This window comes from Pseudomonas sp. NPDC047961, assembly GCF_050272435.1.
In the GTDB taxonomy this organism is placed as follows: domain Bacteria; phylum Pseudomonadota; class Gammaproteobacteria; order Pseudomonadales; family Pseudomonadaceae; genus Stutzerimonas.
Window position 1 is genome coordinate 277,751 of sequence record NZ_JBNNMD010000006.1, and the last position, 15,734, is coordinate 293,484.

Sequence of the window (15,734 nt, forward strand, 5' to 3'; positions counted from 1 at the left end):
CGATAGGTAACGCGCCTACTTGGGCTTGCCTTGACCCACCGTTACTGGAGGCATTTTTTGGCCGCACTTTACATTTTGATTCCCGTCGCCGTGGTACTGGTCGCATTGGCTATTTGGGTCTTTTTCTGGGCCGTCGACAGCGGCCAGTACGATGACCTGGACGGCCCGGCCCATAGCATCCTTTTCGACGAGGAGGACCCCAAGCACCGGGCAGGCATTGAGCAGGCAGACAAGGGTCGCGATGAAGGGAATCCTGATCATGAATGACTTGTTGCCACTGCTGATATCGGCTCTGGTGCTCGGCCTGCTCGGTGGAGGCCACTGTTTAGGTATGTGTGGTGGTTTGATGGGTGCTCTGACCATGGCTATCCCTGCTGAGCAGCGCGGCAAACGACTGCGCCTGCTCGTGGCTTATAACCTGGGGAGAGTACTGAGCTACGCTTTTGCCGGTCTGCTGATTGGACTGGCTGGTTGGGCCGTGGCCAACAGCCCTGCCGCGATGGCATTGCGGATTCTAGCCGCACTGCTGCTGATCAGTATGGGCTTGTATCTAGCCGGCTGGTGGGCGGGCCTGACCCGTGTCGAAGCGATTGGACGAGGCCTTTGGCGCCATATCCAACCATTTGCCAGCCGGCTGATGCCAGTTAAGAGTGTTCCACGAGCGTTGCTGCTCGGCGCTCTTTGGGGTTGGCTGCCGTGCGGACTTGTCTACAGCACCTTGCTATGGGCGGCGAGCCAGGGCGATGCGATGGACAGCGCCTTGTTGATGCTGGCATTCGGCATCGGTACCTGGCCCGTGCTTCTGGCAACCGGCCTGGCTGCCGAGCGACTTACCGCAGTGCTTCGTAAACGCGGCGTGCGAATGCTCGGCGGTGTCACCGTGATTCTTTTTGGCCTTTGGGCGCTTCCAGGCCCTCATCAGCAATGGCTGATGGGCCATGGCCATGTAGGTGGTGCGTCCCTGCAGCAAGCGCCATCGCACGTTCATCAGTGAAACGCCACTGACCCAAGAGAGCCCACCGAAATGCCGGCTTCCGTTCACGCCTGCATTTCGCTCAGGGCTCTTTCGGTAGCTGGCGCTTGTGCGCCGACTTATCGTAGGTATCGATGATGATGCGAGCCGCCTCGTCGGGTACTGCTCGGCCTTGCAGAAAGGCATCGATATTTTGATAGCTCACCCCATGAGCATCTTCGTCCGGCTTGCCGGGTGAAAGCTCTTCGAGATCGGCAGTAGGGACTTTTTTTACCAGCTGTTCAGGTGCACCCAATGCAGCCGCCAGCTCACGGACCTGATGCTTGACCAAACCGGCCAGCGGCGTCAGGTCGCAAGCCCCATCGCCAAACTTGGTGAAGAATCCCATCACTGCTTCTGCCGCATGATCGGTCCCGATAACCAGTCCTTGTCGCGCGTTGGCAATGGTGTACTGAGCCACCATGCGCATCCGCGCCTTAGTATTGCCAATCACGAAGTCGCGCTTTTCCGGAGTCAAGTCATCAAGCGCCTCGGTAGCTCGCGTCAAGCCTTGCACGGCGGCTCCGATGTTGACCGTATGGCACTCATCCGGCTTGATCGAATCGACAGCAAGCTGCGCTTCGTCTTCGTCATGCTGAACTTGATAAGGCAGCCGGACAGCAATGAATCGGTAGTCATCACCCTCGCCCGCTTCACGCATTCCTTCGACTGCACGCTGCGCGAGCAACCCGGCGGTGGTCGAGTCGACACCCCCACTGATTCCCAGCACCAGGGTCTTGAGACCGGAATCGCGCAGACATTGCTGGATGAAGGCGACTCGCCGATCAATCTCGGCCTGTATTGCTGCTGCCCCATCGAAAGGGGCGCAAACGTTAAGCGCAGCAGCGATTTCTTGCTGACGACGATGCATGGGTTTCTCCTTGCAGTTGATAAGGTTGGGAACGACCGTAGCTAATCCGACCATAATTCAGCGAATAAATCTCCTTCTGCGTACCGTCGGTCTCGAGCGCCGCAGCAGGGTCTGGACTCGCTTGATACAGGTCAAGTCTAAGCAGCGACACCCGCCCTAGAATCCGGCCACCGCAGTCAACCCGAGACCGTATGATGCTCGACGCCATTCGCTGGGATGCCGACCTGATTCATCGTTACGATCAGGATGGGCCGCGCTATACCGCTTATCCAACGCCCCTTCAGTTCAACTGCAAACTGGGCTCATTCGACCTATTGCATGCACTGCGTAGCAGTCGCCAAGCGGTCAGGCCGCTGTCGCTGTACGTCCACCTGCCATTCTGTGCGGACATCTGCTATCACTGCCAGCGCAACAAGGTCATCGCCAAAGATCGTGCGCGGGCATTGCCGTACCTTACGCGGCTGGAAAAAGAAATCGAGCTGATCGGCTGCCACCTCAGCCCGGAACAGGTTGTGGAGCAACTGCATTTCGGCGGTGGCACGCCGACCTTTCTCGGCCATGCCGAGCTGCGCAGATTGATGAGTCATTTGCGTAAGCACTTCAATCTGCAAAACGACGATCATGGCGATTTCAGCATCGATATCGATCCACGCGCAGCGGACTGGCCAACGATGGGGCTATTGCGGGAGCTTGGATTCAATCGCATCAATATCGGCCTGCAGGATCTTGACCCTGATGTGCAACGAGCCATCAACCGCATGCAGACGTTGAAACAGACACAGACGGTTATCGAGGCTGCCCGAACCCTGCAGTTCCGTTCAATACAGATCGATTTAATCTACGGTTTACCACTGCAAACGCCCGAGCGGTTTGCTCACACAATGGCCGCCGTGATTGCCCTGCAGCCGGAGCGTGTGTCAGTTGCCAGCTATGTGCATCTACCCGAACGGTACATGGCGCAGAGAAAGATCAACCCCGCAGAGCTACCAACCCAGCCGAACAAGCTGACGATGCTGCAACACAGCGTGGAGCAGCTGACTCGCGCCGGCTATCGCTATATCGGTATGGATCTTTTCGCCCTGCCTGACGATGAGCTGGCAATGGCCCAGGAGGATGGGGCACTTCAACGCAGCTTCCATGGCTATACAACTCATGGGCATTGCGATCTGGTTGGCCTGGGCGTTTCAGCGATCAGCCAGGTCGGCGATTTGTACTGCCAGAACAACAGCGACATTACTCTCTACCAGCAGTCGCTGGGACAAGGTCAGCTCGCCACTACCCGTGGCCTGCGATGCAATGAGGACGATCAGATCCGGCGCTACACGATCCAGGCGTTATTCTGTGATTTCGAGCTGCGTTTCGACGAGATTGAAAGCATCTTCGGCGTCAGCTTCAAGAGCTATTTCGCGCAAACCTGGCCAGCCTTGGAGCAGATGGCTGCCGACGGGCTGATCCAACTGAATGCGGAGGCGATGACCATTCTGCCGGCCGGACGGCTGCTTGCGCATGCAGTGTGCATGCAGTTCGACCACTGCTTGCCGCCCCGCCCTGCCTCGCGGTTTTCCCACGCTATGTGAGTAACGACCCGAGCCGCCGACCGCACTGCGACCCTTGTACCGATTGGCCTAAGGTGCCTGCGTGAGTTAGTCTTGCGCACCGTAAGGTTTATCAGGATCCCGCAATGTCCGAGCCCATCAAGGTCCGCAAGCAGCCGCAGGCTAATTGCAAGGATTGCAGCCTCTCTGGCCTCTGCCTGCCGCTTTCGTTGAATATGCAGGACATGGAATCGCTGGACGAAATCGTCAAGCGCGGACGTCCCCTGAAGAAAGGCGAAACACTGTTTCGTCAGGGTGACGCGTTCAGTTCCGTGTTCGCCATCCGCGCCGGTGCCCTACGCACCTTCAGTGTCACGGATGCCGGCGAGGAGCAGATCACCGGTTTCCACCTGCCGAGCGAGCTGGTTGGACTGTCCGGCATGGACACCGAAACTTACCCGGTATCCGCACAAGCCCTTGAAACCACTTCGGTGTGCGAAATCCCCTTCGAACGCCTCGATGAGCTTAGCGTGCTGTTACCGCAGCTGCGCCGCCAGCTGATGCGCATCATGAGCCGCGAGATTCGCGATGATCAGCAGATGATGATGCTGCTATCGAAGAAGACCGCTGACGAACGCATCGCGACCTTTCTGATCAATCTGTCGGCCCGGTTCAGTGCGCGCGGCTTTTCCGCCAATCAGTTCCGCCTGCCCATGTCACGCAATGAAATAGGCAACTACCTCGGTCTCGCGGTAGAGACGGTTTCACGCGTATTTACCCGCTGCCAGGCGAGTGGCCTGTTGGAAGCGGAAGGCAAGGAAGTCCGAATTCTTGATTCCATCCGGTTGTGCGCCCTGGCGGGCGGAAACATGGACGCCTAACGGAGCTCGTATGATCTTTGATGAATTCGCCATCAAAACCCTGATTAGACCGGTCCCGGACTTCCCCAAGCCTGGCGTAGTGTTCCGTGACATCACGCCGCTGTTGCAATCGCCGAAAGCGCTACGCATGGTGGCGGACAGCCTGATCCAGCGCTACGTCGAAAGTGATTTTAGCCATGTCGGTGCGCTGGATGCCCGCGGCTTTATCATCGGCTCGATCATTGCCTACGAGCTGAACCGGCCACTGATTCTGTTCCGCAAAAAGGGCAAGCTCCCTGCCGACGTACTGGCGGCGTCCTATCGCACCGAGTACGGAGACGCCTACCTTGAAGTGCACGCCGACAGCCTCTGCGAAGGGGATTCGGTTTTGCTGTTGGATGACCTGATCGCCACGGGCGGCACATTGGTCGCCGCTGCTCAACTGGTCCGCCGCATGGGCGCTCAGATTCACGAAGCCGCAGCGATCATCGACCTGCCGGAGCTCGGGGGTTCTCGCAAATTGCAGGACATGGGCATTCCTACGTTTACCCTGACTGCATTCGAGCTGAACGAGCGCTAGTCTTGACCCGCAGAAGGACCTCGGCGATACGCTGCGCAGCACTGCTCGGCTTGCTGGCGTTCTGCTCATCTTCGCTTGCGGTCGACCGCGAAACCATGCTGGAAGAGGCCAACCTGCTGATCCTTCCGCGCGAGCGGCAATTACCTAACGTCGAACTCATAGACGAGCAGGGACAGACTGTTACAACCGACGCACTACGCGACCACTGGTATCTGTTGTTTTTCGGTTTCACGGCCTGCCCAGACGTCTGCCCTACAACCTTGAGCGACATGCGCCGCCTGCTCGGCCAGCTACCGCCTGACGTACGTGAACAGGTGCAGGTGGTTTTGATCAGCGCTGATCCTGCGCGCGATACGCCCGAAGCACTGCGTACCTACCTCGGTTACTACCGGGCAAATTTCAAAGGACTGACAGGCGAAATCCCAGAGCTGCAGAAAATGTCCAAAGCACTAGGGCTTCCTTTCGTTGCAGCAACGAGCATGGAGGGCGACTACAACGTCAGCCATAGTAGCAACCTGGCCATTGTCGGCCCGAATGGGACCCTGCGGGGGCATATCCGAGCGCCTTTGAAACTGGACGGGCTGCTTCAGTTCTTGCCACAGCTAATCGAGGCCAAGTGACTCCTAAGCCTGATGCAGGCCTCAGTGGCAATCAAGCGTGTCGGCTAGCACGTAGGCTTGAAAGGCAACCTCGTCGATCCAGTGTTGCGTAACCTCGGCCAACACCCCCTCCCCTTGCTTGCTGGCGGTGAACTGTTCGATTCGCTTCTGCAGCGCTGTATCAGCTGCTTCGATTCGCAATGTCAGAGGTTTGGTCTCTAACTTTGGCAGCAATCGATCAAAGCGACGCCATTCGGGTAGTTCCGCAATCTGCTGGAGCAACACCCTGTCTCCCACTACCGCCTGACATTCTCCGAGTTTCAGTCCGATTAACGCTTGGGCCGCGCTGGGATAGGTTCGTGCGACACCCCCAAAGCGGGACACCACCAGGTCGGTGTGGGGGCTTTCTTCTGTTACGCAAAAAGGCTCGCCGGCAAGATCAGGCCAATCGGCAGGCCCTGCTTCGTTTGCCGCCAGCGCCGCGATTTCACTGGAATAGTAGGCCGCACCGGAATCCAGCTTACCGAAGCGAAGGTAGCCTTTTGTGGAGGCATCGATCAGGGCAACCTCGCTGCCCAAGGCTTCGCCCAAACGCACAAGCCAAGCGGCCTCGAATCCTTCCCCGACCGACTCGGCCTCCGCCGCCTTGAGCGGGCGGTAAGCATCAACCGGGGCAGCTTCGATGACTCCAGCCTGGGTGCCAACCGGCACCACCAGCATGAGCATGAGCCATAACAGGCGTATCTTCACGGTGCCCTCTCAGACGTACTGGTAGCGCAGCATCCGTTGCTTGAATTTCTCCAGGACAACCTGATCGATCAAGGTCGCGAGAATAGCGATGACCAGAATATTCATCATCACCCCGGCCATGTCGGCAATTTCCCCGGAGTACGCAAGCGAGCGTCCCAGCCCCTGGCCGAAGCCGATCAGCATTTCCGCCGAGATCAGTGCCCGCCAGGCATTGCCGAAGGCCAGCTGCGCGCCGGTGATCAGCTCGGGCATCACGGCCGGTAGATAAACACGTCGCACCAGTTGCCAACGCGATGCGCCCATTACCCGAGCCGCGGCAACCTGGACCGGCTGCACGCTTTCGGTGGCATTCATGACGGACAACGCCATCGGGAAGAACGCCGCAAGTGCGACCACGACGATGATCGGCAGGTTGCCGAAGCCCATCACGATCAAGAACAGCGGTACCCAGGCGATCGATGGTATTGACTGCAGTATGACGATGGCCGAACGCAGGATCTCGCGAAAGAAGAACAGTACGCCCCCCAGCAACCCAAAGCCGATACCAAAAAGCATTGCGAAGCTATAACCACTCCCCAACCGACTCATGCTGCCGTAAAGCCCTTCGCGAAAATCTGGCTCGTAAACCGTGGTCAGCAGCCTTTCGAACACAACGGGAATGCCGGGCATCAAGAACGCAGGAAGGCTCCATGCAGCGATTTGCCAGATCAGCAGAATGAACAGAATCGCCAACACCACGGCGAGGTACTTCTTCGGACCGGTCAGACGACGTCCCTGACTCATCAGTGTCCTACCTCCGTCTTAATGCCTAACAACCGAAGGATCTCGCGCCGCTCAGCGGCGAACTCGGAAAGATCGTGGCTCTTCTCGCAATGGATGAAGTTGAATGTTTTCAGCACTTTGGCTGGGCGGGCGCTGAACACCAGCACGTGATCCGCCAGATACAACGCCTCATCAACGTCATGGGTGACCAGCAATACAGTAGGCTGATGCTCGTCGATCAGCTCTCGCAGAACGTCCTGCAACGCCATGCGTGTAAGCGCATCAAGCGCACCGAAAGGCTCATCGAGTAGCAACACTTCCGGCTTGGCAATAAACGCGCGAGCCAGTGCCGTGCGCTGACGCATGCCGCCGGACACCTGATGCGGGTAGTAGTGTTCGAAGCCATCCAGGCTGACCCGAGCGAGCCAGACCTTTGCCTGATCGAACGCATCAGCCTTGGCGACTCCTTGAAGCTCAAGCGCCATGGCCACATTGGCCTGTAACGAAAGCCAGGGATACAGCGCATGCTCTTGGAAAACCAGCGTACGGCGAGGGCTTGGGCCAGGAATCTTCTCGCCATCGGCGAGCACGCGCCCTGCGGTTGGCTCTTCAAGTCCGGCAACCAGGTGCAGTAAGGTTGATTTCCCACAACCAGAAGGCCCAACGAGGGCGACCAGCTCACCCTGGGCGAACTCGCCGCTGAAGCCCTTGATGACTTCTAGCTGGCCAAAACGCTTATCTACTTCTTCAAACCTGAGTTGCATATCGCTTTGAAGACCTCAAGAACTGCCCGATCAGCGGGCGGAATGACACTGCCCGGCACGGTGGCCGGGCAGTGTGGAACAATCTGCAGCGGTTTACAGCTCGCGTGCTTCTTGCCAGGACAAGTCGAGAATGGCGCTGGTATCGAATGGCTTGCCATCGCGAGTCTTGAGCGAGCCGAGCTCCTGAAGAATATCGGCCAGTTCCTGAATACGCGCCAAATCATCAGTGCCAAGCTTGGCGCCGAAGGTCTGGGTTGCGATGGCCTCTTCGATCACGACCTCACGGGGCAGCTCACCGCGATTGAGCGTCTTCAACGTCGGCTCGGCGATAAAGTAATCAGCAATCAATTTGGCCGCTTCTGCCGGCTGATTCTCTAACAATTCAATCGCGTCACGTTGGGCGTCCAACGACTGCCAGACCGCCTCCTTGCGCTTTTCCAGGGTTTCCCCAGCGGTAATCACCACCATGCAGGGAAATGGCCAAACCTCGCCGATCTCGTAGATCTGTTTGACGGGCGCCACTAGCTGGGCGATCCGATCATAGGGCTCGAAGAGAAATGCCGCATCGGTACGACCTGAGACGAGGGACTGGACCGCAACGGCCGGGCTGGTACCCATGATGTTCACATCACTGGGTGCCAACCCCGCCGCCTTCAAGGTGACACCGCGCAATACCGCATCGGCAGTACTGCCTTCTTTCTGCGACGCCAGAATCTTCCCTTTCAGGTCAGCGATCGTCTCGATGCCAGTTCCTTCGCGGGCCACGATAGAGTGATAGCCCTGCTGGGCACCGCCGACCACCTTCAGATCAGCGCCCTTCGACGCCCACGCCACCGCGTTGGTGAACCCAAGAACACCGGTGTCCAACTGGCCGCCGATAATGGCCTTGATCAGATCGGTACCGGAACTGAACTCAACCAGCTCGACGTCCAGGCCGTGCTTTTTGTAGAAACCGCCCTCGTAGGCAACCATCGCCTGGGCATCATCCATCACCCGGATATATCCGACTTTGAATTTTTCCTGGGCCTGCGCAAAAGCGCTCAGCAACAGCAGTGCGGGAACCAACCAGTGTTTTGCCTTCATTATCGACCTCAAGTAGATAGGCAGCGCCATGCATATAACCAAACGAGCAAATCTCTATTCATTTTGGTTATTAGCGAATCATGGCTTAGAACTTTACATGAAGTTCGGCTTGCTAGGCACTACCTAGGGGCGATAACCGGTAAACCAGAAGTTATAAAGCAGAAGGTTGCCGCCAGAATTGCTTTCGGTCCAGATTGCCAACAAGTCAGAGGTTGATCGTCTTCCGGCCGGCCAGCGCATGTGCAAGCGTGCCCCCATCGACGAGATCAAGCTCACCGCCAAGCGGCACACCGTGCGCGATGCGGCTGAGGGTCAACCCTTTTGGTATCAAAAGCTGAGCAATGTAATGCGCAGTAGCCTCGCCTTCAACGGTGGGGTTGGTGGCTAATATCGCCTCGCTGAAATTGCCCTCCGCCACTCGTCCGAGCAGTTCGGGGATGCCTATTGCCTCTGGGCCTAGACCATCGAGCGGGGAAAGATGCCCCTTGAGTACGAAATAGCGGCCACGAAAGCCGGTCTGCTCCACTGCGAACACATCGACAGGACTTTGCACGATGCACAGCAAGGCATCGTCCCGTCGCGGATCAGCGCACTGCGGGCAGAGCTCTTCCTCACTCAATGTGCGGCATTGGCGGCAGTAGCCCACCTCCTCCATCGCACGTGCAAGCGCCTGAGCCAACCTCAGCCCGCCGCTGCGGTCGCGCTCAAGCATCTGCAACGCCATGCGCTGAGCCGTTTTTTGCCCTACGCCAGGGAGAATGCGCAATGCGTCAATGAGTTGGCGAATAAGCGGGCTGAAAGACATGGGTCACCAGGTTGGGGAGCAGTGGGCTGTAAATTGAAGCGGTACTAGAGACCGTGCCGTGAATAACGCGATAGGTCATTCACGGCGCCGATCGGCCGCGCTGGCTGAGTGCCTAGAACGGCACTCGGAAGCCATCAGAAGGGCATCTTGAAGCCGGGCGGCAACTGCATTCCGTCGGTCATGCCGGACATCTTTTCTTTGCTGTTCTGCTCGATCTTGCGCACGGCATCGTTCACTGCCGCGGCGATCAGGTCTTCTAGAATTTCCTTGTCCTCCTGCATGAGGCTGTCGTCCAGGCTGACGCGTTTGACGTCGTGTCGACCGTTCATCACAACGCTCACCAGGCCGGCGCCGGACTGGCCGGTCACCTCGGCGTTGGCCAACTCTTCCTGCATTTTCTGCATCTTTTCTTGCATCTGCTGCGCCTGCTTCATCAGGCCGGCCATGCCACCTTTCATCATGGGGTCTACCTCGGATCAGGGTTCGGAATGTTCTACGGGTTCGATGGTACCGTCGCGAATGACGGCGGCGAACTGTTGCATCAGCTGTTGCACCACGGGATCGGTTTGAATCGACTGCTCAGCGGCCCGTTGACGCTCGCCCCGTCGGCGGGCCGCGGCCTGGGCCGGAGTTTCCTGCTGCGGGGTCTGCAACTCGATGTCCAGCTGCAAGGTGCGCCCATGGTACTGATTCAGCGCATCGTTCAGACGTCGATGTTGAGTCGTATTGAACAGTGCACTCTGCGCCGGGTCCAGGTGCATCAACCAGCGATCACCTTCAACGGAAATCAAAGTGCAATTGGCCGCGATACTGCCGGTCAGTCCTGCCAACCCGAGTTTCAGATAAATATCCTGCCACTCGGCGGCCAGTCCGGTCGCCGGTTCGACCGCAGGAGCCGGTTCTACAGACTGCTGCTCCGACGCTGGATCATCCAGCCCGTCCAGGTAGGCTTCAGCCTGCGTTTCGACCTCGAAGTAATCCTCGTCAGTCAACGGGGGTTCTTCATCGTCAGGCTCGCTCACCTCGACGACCGCAGCGAAATGTTCAGCGGTTTCAATCGAAGCGGTCCGTTGCTCTACCGCGTCACTTTCCACCGCAACCGGTGACGATGCCGGCGGCTCATTCCACGGCACGTCGACCACCGAAGGTACCGGCTCCGACGCCACAGGTTGAGGCGTCGGAGCCGGCGTGACCTCCACAGCAGCGGCCGGCGGCTCGGGAACTTGGACATGAGCCGGGGCTGTTAGCGAGGGTGCGGGTGCGGGTGCAGGTAACGGGTCCGGCTGCGGCGGCACCGGAGAGCTGACCGCAGCGACCGGCGCTGGCACTACGGGCTTTGCAGCCAGATCATGAACCGGTGCAGCCGATGCCGCAGTACCGGCCACCTCGGTTGATCTGGAATCAGTCGTGGCCGGACTGACTCCCAATGTCTTTAACGGTGTTCGTGGTGCGTTATCGCTGTCAGCAGGTCGAAACGCGAGCATGCGCAGCATGACCATTTCGAATCCGCTTCGCGGATCGGGTGCCAACGGCAGATCGCGCCGGCCAATCAGACCCATCTGGTAATAGAACTGTACGTCCTCGGCCGGCAATGCCTGCGCCAGTGCAAGCACTCGGTCTCGGTCGCCCTGACCATTATCTACCGCGTCCGGCAACGCCTGGGCGACAGCCACACGGTGCAAGACGTTGAGCATTTCCGCGAGTACGCCGGCCCAATCAGGGCCTTGCTCGGCAAGGTGACGAACCGCTTCCAGCAGCGCCCTGGCATCGCCTTCAAGCAGCGCCTGCAGCACGCCATAGACCTGCCCGTGATCAAGGGTGCCCAGCATGCTGCGGACGTCGGCCGCGAGCACCTTGCCCTCTCCAAACGCGATCGCCTGGTCGGTCAGGCTCATCGCATCGCGCATCGATCCATCCGCGGCACGGCCGAGCAACCAGAGCGCATCTTCCTCGAACGGGACCTGCTCGACGCCAAGCACGTGCGTCAGATGCTCCACTACGCGTTCGGGCGGCATGTTTTTCAGAGAGAACTGCAGGCAGCGCGACAGGATAGTCACCGGCAGCTTTTGCGGGTCCGTCGTGGCTAGCAGAAACTTGACGTGGGGCGGTGGCTCTTCAAGCGTTTTAAGCAATGCGTTGAACGAGTGCGACGAGAGCATGTGCACCTCGTCGATTAGATAAACCTTGTAGCGCCCACGACTAGGCGCGTACTGCACGTTATCCAGCAACTCTCGAGTGTCTTCAACCTTGGTGCGGCTCGCGGCGTCCACCTCAATCAGGTCGACGAAACGCCCTTCGTCGATTTCGCGGCAGACGGAGCACTCCCCGCAAGGCGTGGAGCTGATACCCGTCTCGCAATTGAGGCATTTCGCGATAATCCGCGCGATGGTGGTCTTGCCAACCCCACGCGTACCTGTGAACAGATAGGCATGGTGCAGGCGCTGGCTGTCCAGTGCGTTGATCAGAGCCTTGAGCACGTGCGTTTGGCCGACCATTTCGCGGAACGAGCGCGGACGCCATTTACGGGCTAGTACCTGATAACTCATAACACCATCGCGGGATAAAGCAGAGGACGGGTAATGCTAGCGGAGCAGGCTGCAAATTGCATCCAGCCTGACGCCTGCATGGTGGATGCAGCTTATTATTGCAAACGCCCAGTCAACGCTTAACAGTTGCGCCCAGAGCTCGCACGATCTGTTCCAGCTGCGGCTGGCCGCCGGTGATTTCGATCTGCAAGCTGTCTATTTCCCGACGGGGTGGGTATTGCTTTCGCAACTGGTCGAAGGCGACCCGGCGCTGGGCCTCGTCATTGCCCAGGTTGCGACGAAATGCAGCGTCGTCACGTCGCGGGTCATACACGGCCCGACACGTTATCTCCAATAAGTCTCTAGGCTTAGTCGAAGCATCGAAGGCAAGCACTCGCAGCGGCGCTGGCGGCATCAGCTCCGCCAGCTCAACCGTTGGCTCCAAACCTCTGCTCGCACAAAACGCCAGATAGATTTGCTCCGTTCCGCGCAACTTTCCATCCAGGCTATAACCGGCGATATGGGGGGTTGCGATCCAACACAGCTCGGCCAATTCGACATCGACCTGAGGTTCTCCCTCCCAGACATCGAGCACCGCCTGGATGTCTGTCCGCCTGGCCAGCTGTTCGCGCAAGGCGGCATTGTCGACAACCGCCCCACGGGAGGCATTGATCAGCCAGGCGCCTGGGCGCAGCTGCTCCAGGCGAGACTGATCCAACAAGTGAAACGTCGAATGTTCACCGTCCAGCGTTAACGGCGTGTGCACGCTGATGACATCGCACTCAGTGAGTATTTCATCCAGGGTGACGAACTCGCCCACTTCACGTGCCTGGCACGGCGGATCGCAGACACGCACGTCCCAACCCAGCCCGCGCAGAACCTCTACCAGCCTGCCGCCCACTTCCCCGGCGCCGATCACGCCATAACGGCGGCCTTCCAGCTCGGCGCCCTCACCTTCGGCCAAGGCCAGAAGACTGCCGAGCACGTAATCAACGACGCCGCGAGCATTGCAGCCCGGTGCACTAGCCCAACTGATCCCCGCCTCCTCGAAGTAATCAATGTCGAGGTGGTCGGTTCCGATCGTACAAGTGCCCACGAAACGCACAGCGCTCCCCTCGAGCAACTCGCGATCGACCCGGGTGACAGATCGAACCAAAAGCACGTCGGCCTGCTCGAGCGCAGCCCGGTTGATACTTCTCCCAGGCATACGGCGTATCTCGCCGAACTCAGCGAAGAAAGCGTCAACCAGAGGAATGTTTTCATCGGCAAGGATGCGCATTGTGGGGCTCCGTCATTGATTTCCCATTCTAGACCGCGCCGGGGCGATCTGCCGCCTTCCCGTGCGTGCGACTCGCGGCGTAGACTAGGCGGCTTCTGTATACAATCCGGATAATCTGTAATGCCCACTGAGCTGAGACTCAGACGGGTTCGCGTTGAACTGCGCACCCTCTTCGCCCTAGCCCTGCCTATGATGATTGCTCAACTGGCGAACACCGCCATGGGCTTTGTCGACACCTTGATGGCCGGCCGCGTCAGCCCGGCAGACCTCGCAGCGGTGGCGCTAGGGAATTCCATCTGGGTGCCGGTTTTCCTTCTCGTGACGGGAGTTATCCTGGCGACCACGCCCAATGTTGCTCAATACTTTGGCCGTGACCAACACGAACGAATTGGACCGCTGGTGCGCCAGGCCTTGTGGATGGGTCTCGGTGTGGGCTCGCTGTTCGCCGTGCTGATGTGGAACGCCGAACCGGTGCTGCATCTGATGGAAGTCGAACCGGCACTGATCGGCCCGACAATGGCCTATTTACGAGCGGTTGCCTGCGGCTTTCCCGCGGTGGCGCTGTATCAAGTGCTGCGTTGTTACAGCGATGGGCTCGGCCACACGCGGCCCAGCATGGTGGTGGGCATTCTCGCGCTGATGCTGAACATTCCGCTGAATTACATTTTCATCTACGGCAAGTTGGGTCTGCCAGCCATGGGCGGGGTCGGCTGTGGTTGGGCTACCGCGCTGGTCATGGCTTTCATGCTACTGGCAATGCTGTTCTGGGTACGCCGCGCTGATTACTACCAACCAAGCCAGCTGTTTACCCATTTCGATTGGCCGAAATGGTCGGTGCTAAGCCGCCTGCTTTCGGTCGGCGTGCCGATCGGGGTTGCGGTGTTTGCCGAAGCCAGCATCTTTTCGGTCATCGCCCTTCTGATCGGCGGCCTCGGGGCGACCGTGGTCGCCGGACACCAGATCGCGCTCAATTTTACGTCGCTGATTTTCATGATTCCGCTTTCGCTGGGCATGGCCATCACCATCCGCATCGGTCAGGCGCTGGGACGAGGCGCTCCACGGGATGCACGCTTCGTTGCCGGCTTGGGCGTCATATCGAGTCTGGTCTATGCCTGCTTTTCGGCGGGTAGCATGCTGTTGTTCAGCGAGCAGATCGCACGTATCTACACGCCGGATCCGGCTGTGATTGCAGTGGCCGCCAGCCTGTTCTTCTACGCTGCACTGTTTCAGTTTTCGGACGTGGTGCAAGTAACGGCGGCAGGCGCGCTGCGCGGCTACCAGGACACGCGCATGACGATGATCTTCACGCTTTTCGCCTACTGGGGCATCGGCCTGCCGGTGGGCTATGTGCTCGGCCTGACCGACAGATTCGGTGAACCCAGCGGGCCGGCAGGGCTCTGGCAGGGCTTGATTGCGGGCCTGAGCTGCGCCGCGATCCTGCTGACTATACGACTGGTGCGCAGTGCACGACGTGAAATACGCCGAGCGAGACCAGTGGCAGCCTAGGGCTGGCTCGGTGCGGGCTGTTCAGACTTCGAAGGCCAGCAGGACGGCACTCAACAGCAGAAACCCGCTGAACATAAGGCGCAATAGCCGCTCCGGTAGCGCGTGCGCCAACTTCACGCCGAGGCTGATGCTCAATAGCCCTCCTATGGCAAGCGGTAAACCAAGCATCCAGTTCACCTGGTCATGTGTGGCATAAGTGACCAGCGTAACAGCGGTGCTTGGTGCCGCCAGTGACAACGATAGGCCCTGCGCCACGACCTGCGATGTACCGAACACTGCGGTGAGCACCGGCGTGGCAAGCACTGCGCCACCTACGCCAAACAAACCGCCCAGCGCACCCGCGCCAGCACCCAGCACGCCTAACCACGGCCAAGGATGGCGCAACTCGGTCCCACCGGACGGTGGCCGGAAGAACACACGCGACAAGGTGTAGACAGCCAAAGCGACGAGAAAACCGACAAAAGCGATACGCATGCGCCCAGCGTCGAGCGATACGGCAACTGCTGCACCGACGATGGCGAAGCAGAAGCTGGCGATGCCCAATGCTGCCGCGTGGCGCAGATCGATGCGGTTGCGTTGGTGGTAACGCCAGATCGCAAGCAGCACATTGGGCACTACCATGACCAGGGCAGTGCCCTGAGCGACTTGCTGGTCCAGACCGAACATCACACCCAGTACCGGAATCGCGATCAACCCGCCGCCGATACCAAACAGGCCACCCAGCGTTCCCAGCGCCAAACCCAGAACCACATTCAACACGAATCCGACCAGGTCCATAACGCCTCCAGCGAAAGCTGCAATGC

The 15,734-nt window shown here is 59.1% G+C and carries 17 protein-coding genes; 7 read left to right on the plus strand and 10 right to left on the minus strand.

What is annotated here, in order from left to right:
* The first annotated feature begins 57 nt into the window (after window positions 1-57).
* The gene (gene ccoS / locus ACQKIK_RS19550; protein ID WP_127839129.1) at window positions 58-267 is read left to right on the plus strand and encodes a cbb3-type cytochrome oxidase assembly protein CcoS; all 210 of its coding nucleotides are present in this window, start codon (window positions 58-60) and stop codon (window positions 265-267) included.
* Window positions 260-994, plus strand: a complete 735-nt coding sequence (locus tag ACQKIK_RS19555; RefSeq protein ID WP_499137161.1) for a sulfite exporter TauE/SafE family protein — start codon at window positions 260-262, stop codon at window positions 992-994. The genes ccoS and ACQKIK_RS19555 overlap by 8 nt, the downstream gene beginning before the upstream one ends.
* A gap of 61 nt (window positions 995-1,055) precedes the next feature.
* Here the strand turns inward: ACQKIK_RS19555 and nadE are convergent, their stop codons facing one another.
* Window positions 1,056-1,883, minus strand: a complete 828-nt coding sequence (gene nadE / locus ACQKIK_RS19560; protein WP_499137162.1) for an NAD(+) synthase — start codon at window positions 1,881-1,883, stop codon at window positions 1,056-1,058.
* 194 nt (window positions 1,884-2,077) lie between these two features.
* Between nadE and hemN the strand changes: the two genes are divergently transcribed.
* The 4 genes from hemN to ACQKIK_RS19580 all read left to right on the plus strand — a co-directional run bounded on the left by hemN (window position 2,078) and on the right by ACQKIK_RS19580 (window position 5,478).
* The gene (gene hemN, locus ACQKIK_RS19565) at window positions 2,078-3,460 is read left to right on the plus strand and encodes an oxygen-independent coproporphyrinogen III oxidase (RefSeq protein WP_499137244.1); all 1,383 of its coding nucleotides are present in this window, start codon (window positions 2,078-2,080) and stop codon (window positions 3,458-3,460) included.
* Between the two features lie 104 nt (window positions 3,461-3,564).
* Window positions 3,565-4,299, plus strand: a complete 735-nt coding sequence (fnr, locus tag ACQKIK_RS19570; RefSeq protein ID WP_045427770.1) for a fumarate/nitrate reduction transcriptional regulator Fnr — start codon at window positions 3,565-3,567, stop codon at window positions 4,297-4,299.
* Between the two features lie 10 nt (window positions 4,300-4,309).
* Window positions 4,310-4,858, plus strand: coding sequence for an adenine phosphoribosyltransferase (locus ACQKIK_RS19575; RefSeq protein ID WP_045427773.1), 549 nt, complete (start codon window positions 4,310-4,312; stop codon window positions 4,856-4,858).
* A 2-nt stretch (window positions 4,859-4,860) separates the two neighbouring features.
* Window positions 4,861-5,478 carry an SCO family protein gene (locus ACQKIK_RS19580; protein WP_499137163.1) on the plus strand — a complete coding sequence of 206 codons (618 nt, stop codon included), beginning with the start codon at window positions 4,861-4,863 and terminating at the stop codon, window positions 5,476-5,478.
* A gap of 21 nt (window positions 5,479-5,499) precedes the next feature.
* On the opposite strand, the gene ACQKIK_RS19585 is transcribed toward ACQKIK_RS19580, so the two are convergent.
* The 8 genes from ACQKIK_RS19585 to pdxB form a co-directional block, all read right to left on the minus strand.
* On the minus strand, window positions 5,500-6,207 hold the full coding sequence (locus tag ACQKIK_RS19585) for a type 2 periplasmic-binding domain-containing protein (protein ID WP_499137164.1): 708 nt from the start codon (window positions 6,205-6,207) through the stop codon (window positions 5,500-5,502).
* A gap of 9 nt (window positions 6,208-6,216) precedes the next feature.
* Window positions 6,217-6,990: an ABC transporter permease gene (locus ACQKIK_RS19590; protein ID WP_045427779.1), complete on the minus strand. Its 774-nt coding sequence runs from the start codon at window positions 6,988-6,990 to the stop codon at window positions 6,217-6,219.
* The gene (locus ACQKIK_RS19595; RefSeq protein WP_045427782.1) at window positions 6,990-7,733 is read right to left on the minus strand and encodes an ABC transporter ATP-binding protein; all 744 of its coding nucleotides are present in this window, start codon (window positions 7,731-7,733) and stop codon (window positions 6,990-6,992) included. Before ACQKIK_RS19595 ends, ACQKIK_RS19590 begins: the two co-directional genes overlap by 1 nt.
* 93 nt (window positions 7,734-7,826) lie before the next feature.
* Window positions 7,827-8,816: an ABC transporter substrate-binding protein gene (locus tag ACQKIK_RS19600; RefSeq protein WP_046161151.1), complete on the minus strand. Its 990-nt coding sequence runs from the start codon at window positions 8,814-8,816 to the stop codon at window positions 7,827-7,829.
* A gap of 205 nt (window positions 8,817-9,021) precedes the next feature.
* Window positions 9,022-9,621, minus strand: coding sequence for a recombination mediator RecR (gene recR / locus ACQKIK_RS19605; protein ID WP_499137165.1), 600 nt, complete (start codon window positions 9,619-9,621; stop codon window positions 9,022-9,024).
* 134 nt (window positions 9,622-9,755) lie between these two features.
* Entirely contained in the window at window positions 9,756-10,082 is a 327-nt protein-coding gene (locus ACQKIK_RS19610) for a YbaB/EbfC family nucleoid-associated protein (RefSeq protein ID WP_019339308.1), read from the minus strand.
* 15 nt (window positions 10,083-10,097) lie between these two features.
* Complete coding sequence (gene dnaX / locus ACQKIK_RS19615; RefSeq protein WP_499137166.1) at window positions 10,098-12,167, minus strand: DNA polymerase III subunit gamma/tau; 2,070 nt, start codon at window positions 12,165-12,167, stop codon at window positions 10,098-10,100.
* A gap of 112 nt (window positions 12,168-12,279) precedes the next feature.
* Entirely contained in the window at window positions 12,280-13,425 is a 1,146-nt protein-coding gene (gene pdxB / locus ACQKIK_RS19620; RefSeq protein ID WP_499137167.1) for a 4-phosphoerythronate dehydrogenase PdxB, read from the minus strand.
* Window positions 13,426-13,545: 120 nt separating this feature from the next.
* On the opposite strand from pdxB, the gene ACQKIK_RS19625 reads away from it, so the two are divergent.
* A complete protein-coding gene (locus ACQKIK_RS19625; RefSeq protein ID WP_499137168.1) occupies window positions 13,546-14,931 on the plus strand; it encodes an MATE family efflux transporter in 1,386 nt (461 codons plus the stop codon).
* Window positions 14,932-14,952: 21 nt separating this feature from the next.
* Here the strand turns inward: ACQKIK_RS19625 and ACQKIK_RS19630 are convergent, their stop codons facing one another.
* The gene (locus tag ACQKIK_RS19630; RefSeq protein WP_499137169.1) at window positions 14,953-15,708 is read right to left on the minus strand and encodes a sulfite exporter TauE/SafE family protein; all 756 of its coding nucleotides are present in this window, start codon (window positions 15,706-15,708) and stop codon (window positions 14,953-14,955) included.
* Window positions 15,709-15,734: the final 26 nt, after the last annotated feature.

What these genes read in the sequence shown, in the direction of transcription:
- ACQKIK_RS19610 (WP_019339308.1), bottom strand. Translation starts at nt 10,082, where the DNA reads ATGATGAAAGGTGGCATGGCCGGCCTGATGAAGCAGGCGCAGCAGATG.
- nadE (WP_499137162.1), bottom strand. Translation starts at nt 1,883, where the DNA reads ATGCATCGTCGTCAGCAAGAAATCGCTGCTGCGCTTAACGTTTGCGCC.
- ACQKIK_RS19625 (WP_499137168.1), top strand. Translation starts at nt 13,546, where the DNA reads ATGCCCACTGAGCTGAGACTCAGACGGGTTCGCGTTGAACTGCGCACC.
- ACQKIK_RS19600 (WP_046161151.1), bottom strand. Translation starts at nt 8,816, where the DNA reads ATGAAGGCAAAACACTGGTTGGTTCCCGCACTGCTGTTGCTGAGCGCT.
- ACQKIK_RS19555 (WP_499137161.1), top strand. Translation starts at nt 260, where the DNA reads ATGAATGACTTGTTGCCACTGCTGATATCGGCTCTGGTGCTCGGCCTG.
- fnr (WP_045427770.1), top strand. Translation starts at nt 3,565, where the DNA reads ATGTCCGAGCCCATCAAGGTCCGCAAGCAGCCGCAGGCTAATTGCAAG.
- ACQKIK_RS19630 (WP_499137169.1), bottom strand. Translation starts at nt 15,708, where the DNA reads ATGGACCTGGTCGGATTCGTGTTGAATGTGGTTCTGGGTTTGGCGCTG.
- hemN (WP_499137244.1), top strand. Translation starts at nt 2,078, where the DNA reads ATGCTCGACGCCATTCGCTGGGATGCCGACCTGATTCATCGTTACGAT.
- recR (WP_499137165.1), bottom strand. Translation starts at nt 9,621, where the DNA reads ATGTCTTTCAGCCCGCTTATTCGCCAACTCATTGACGCATTGCGCATT.
- dnaX (WP_499137166.1), bottom strand. Translation starts at nt 12,167, where the DNA reads ATGAGTTATCAGGTACTAGCCCGTAAATGGCGTCCGCGCTCGTTCCGC.
- ACQKIK_RS19590 (WP_045427779.1), bottom strand. Translation starts at nt 6,990, where the DNA reads ATGAGTCAGGGACGTCGTCTGACCGGTCCGAAGAAGTACCTCGCCGTG.
- ACQKIK_RS19595 (WP_045427782.1), bottom strand. Translation starts at nt 7,733, where the DNA reads ATGCAACTCAGGTTTGAAGAAGTAGATAAGCGTTTTGGCCAGCTAGAA.
- ACQKIK_RS19575 (WP_045427773.1), top strand. Translation starts at nt 4,310, where the DNA reads ATGATCTTTGATGAATTCGCCATCAAAACCCTGATTAGACCGGTCCCG.
- pdxB (WP_499137167.1), bottom strand. Translation starts at nt 13,425, where the DNA reads ATGCGCATCCTTGCCGATGAAAACATTCCTCTGGTTGACGCTTTCTTC.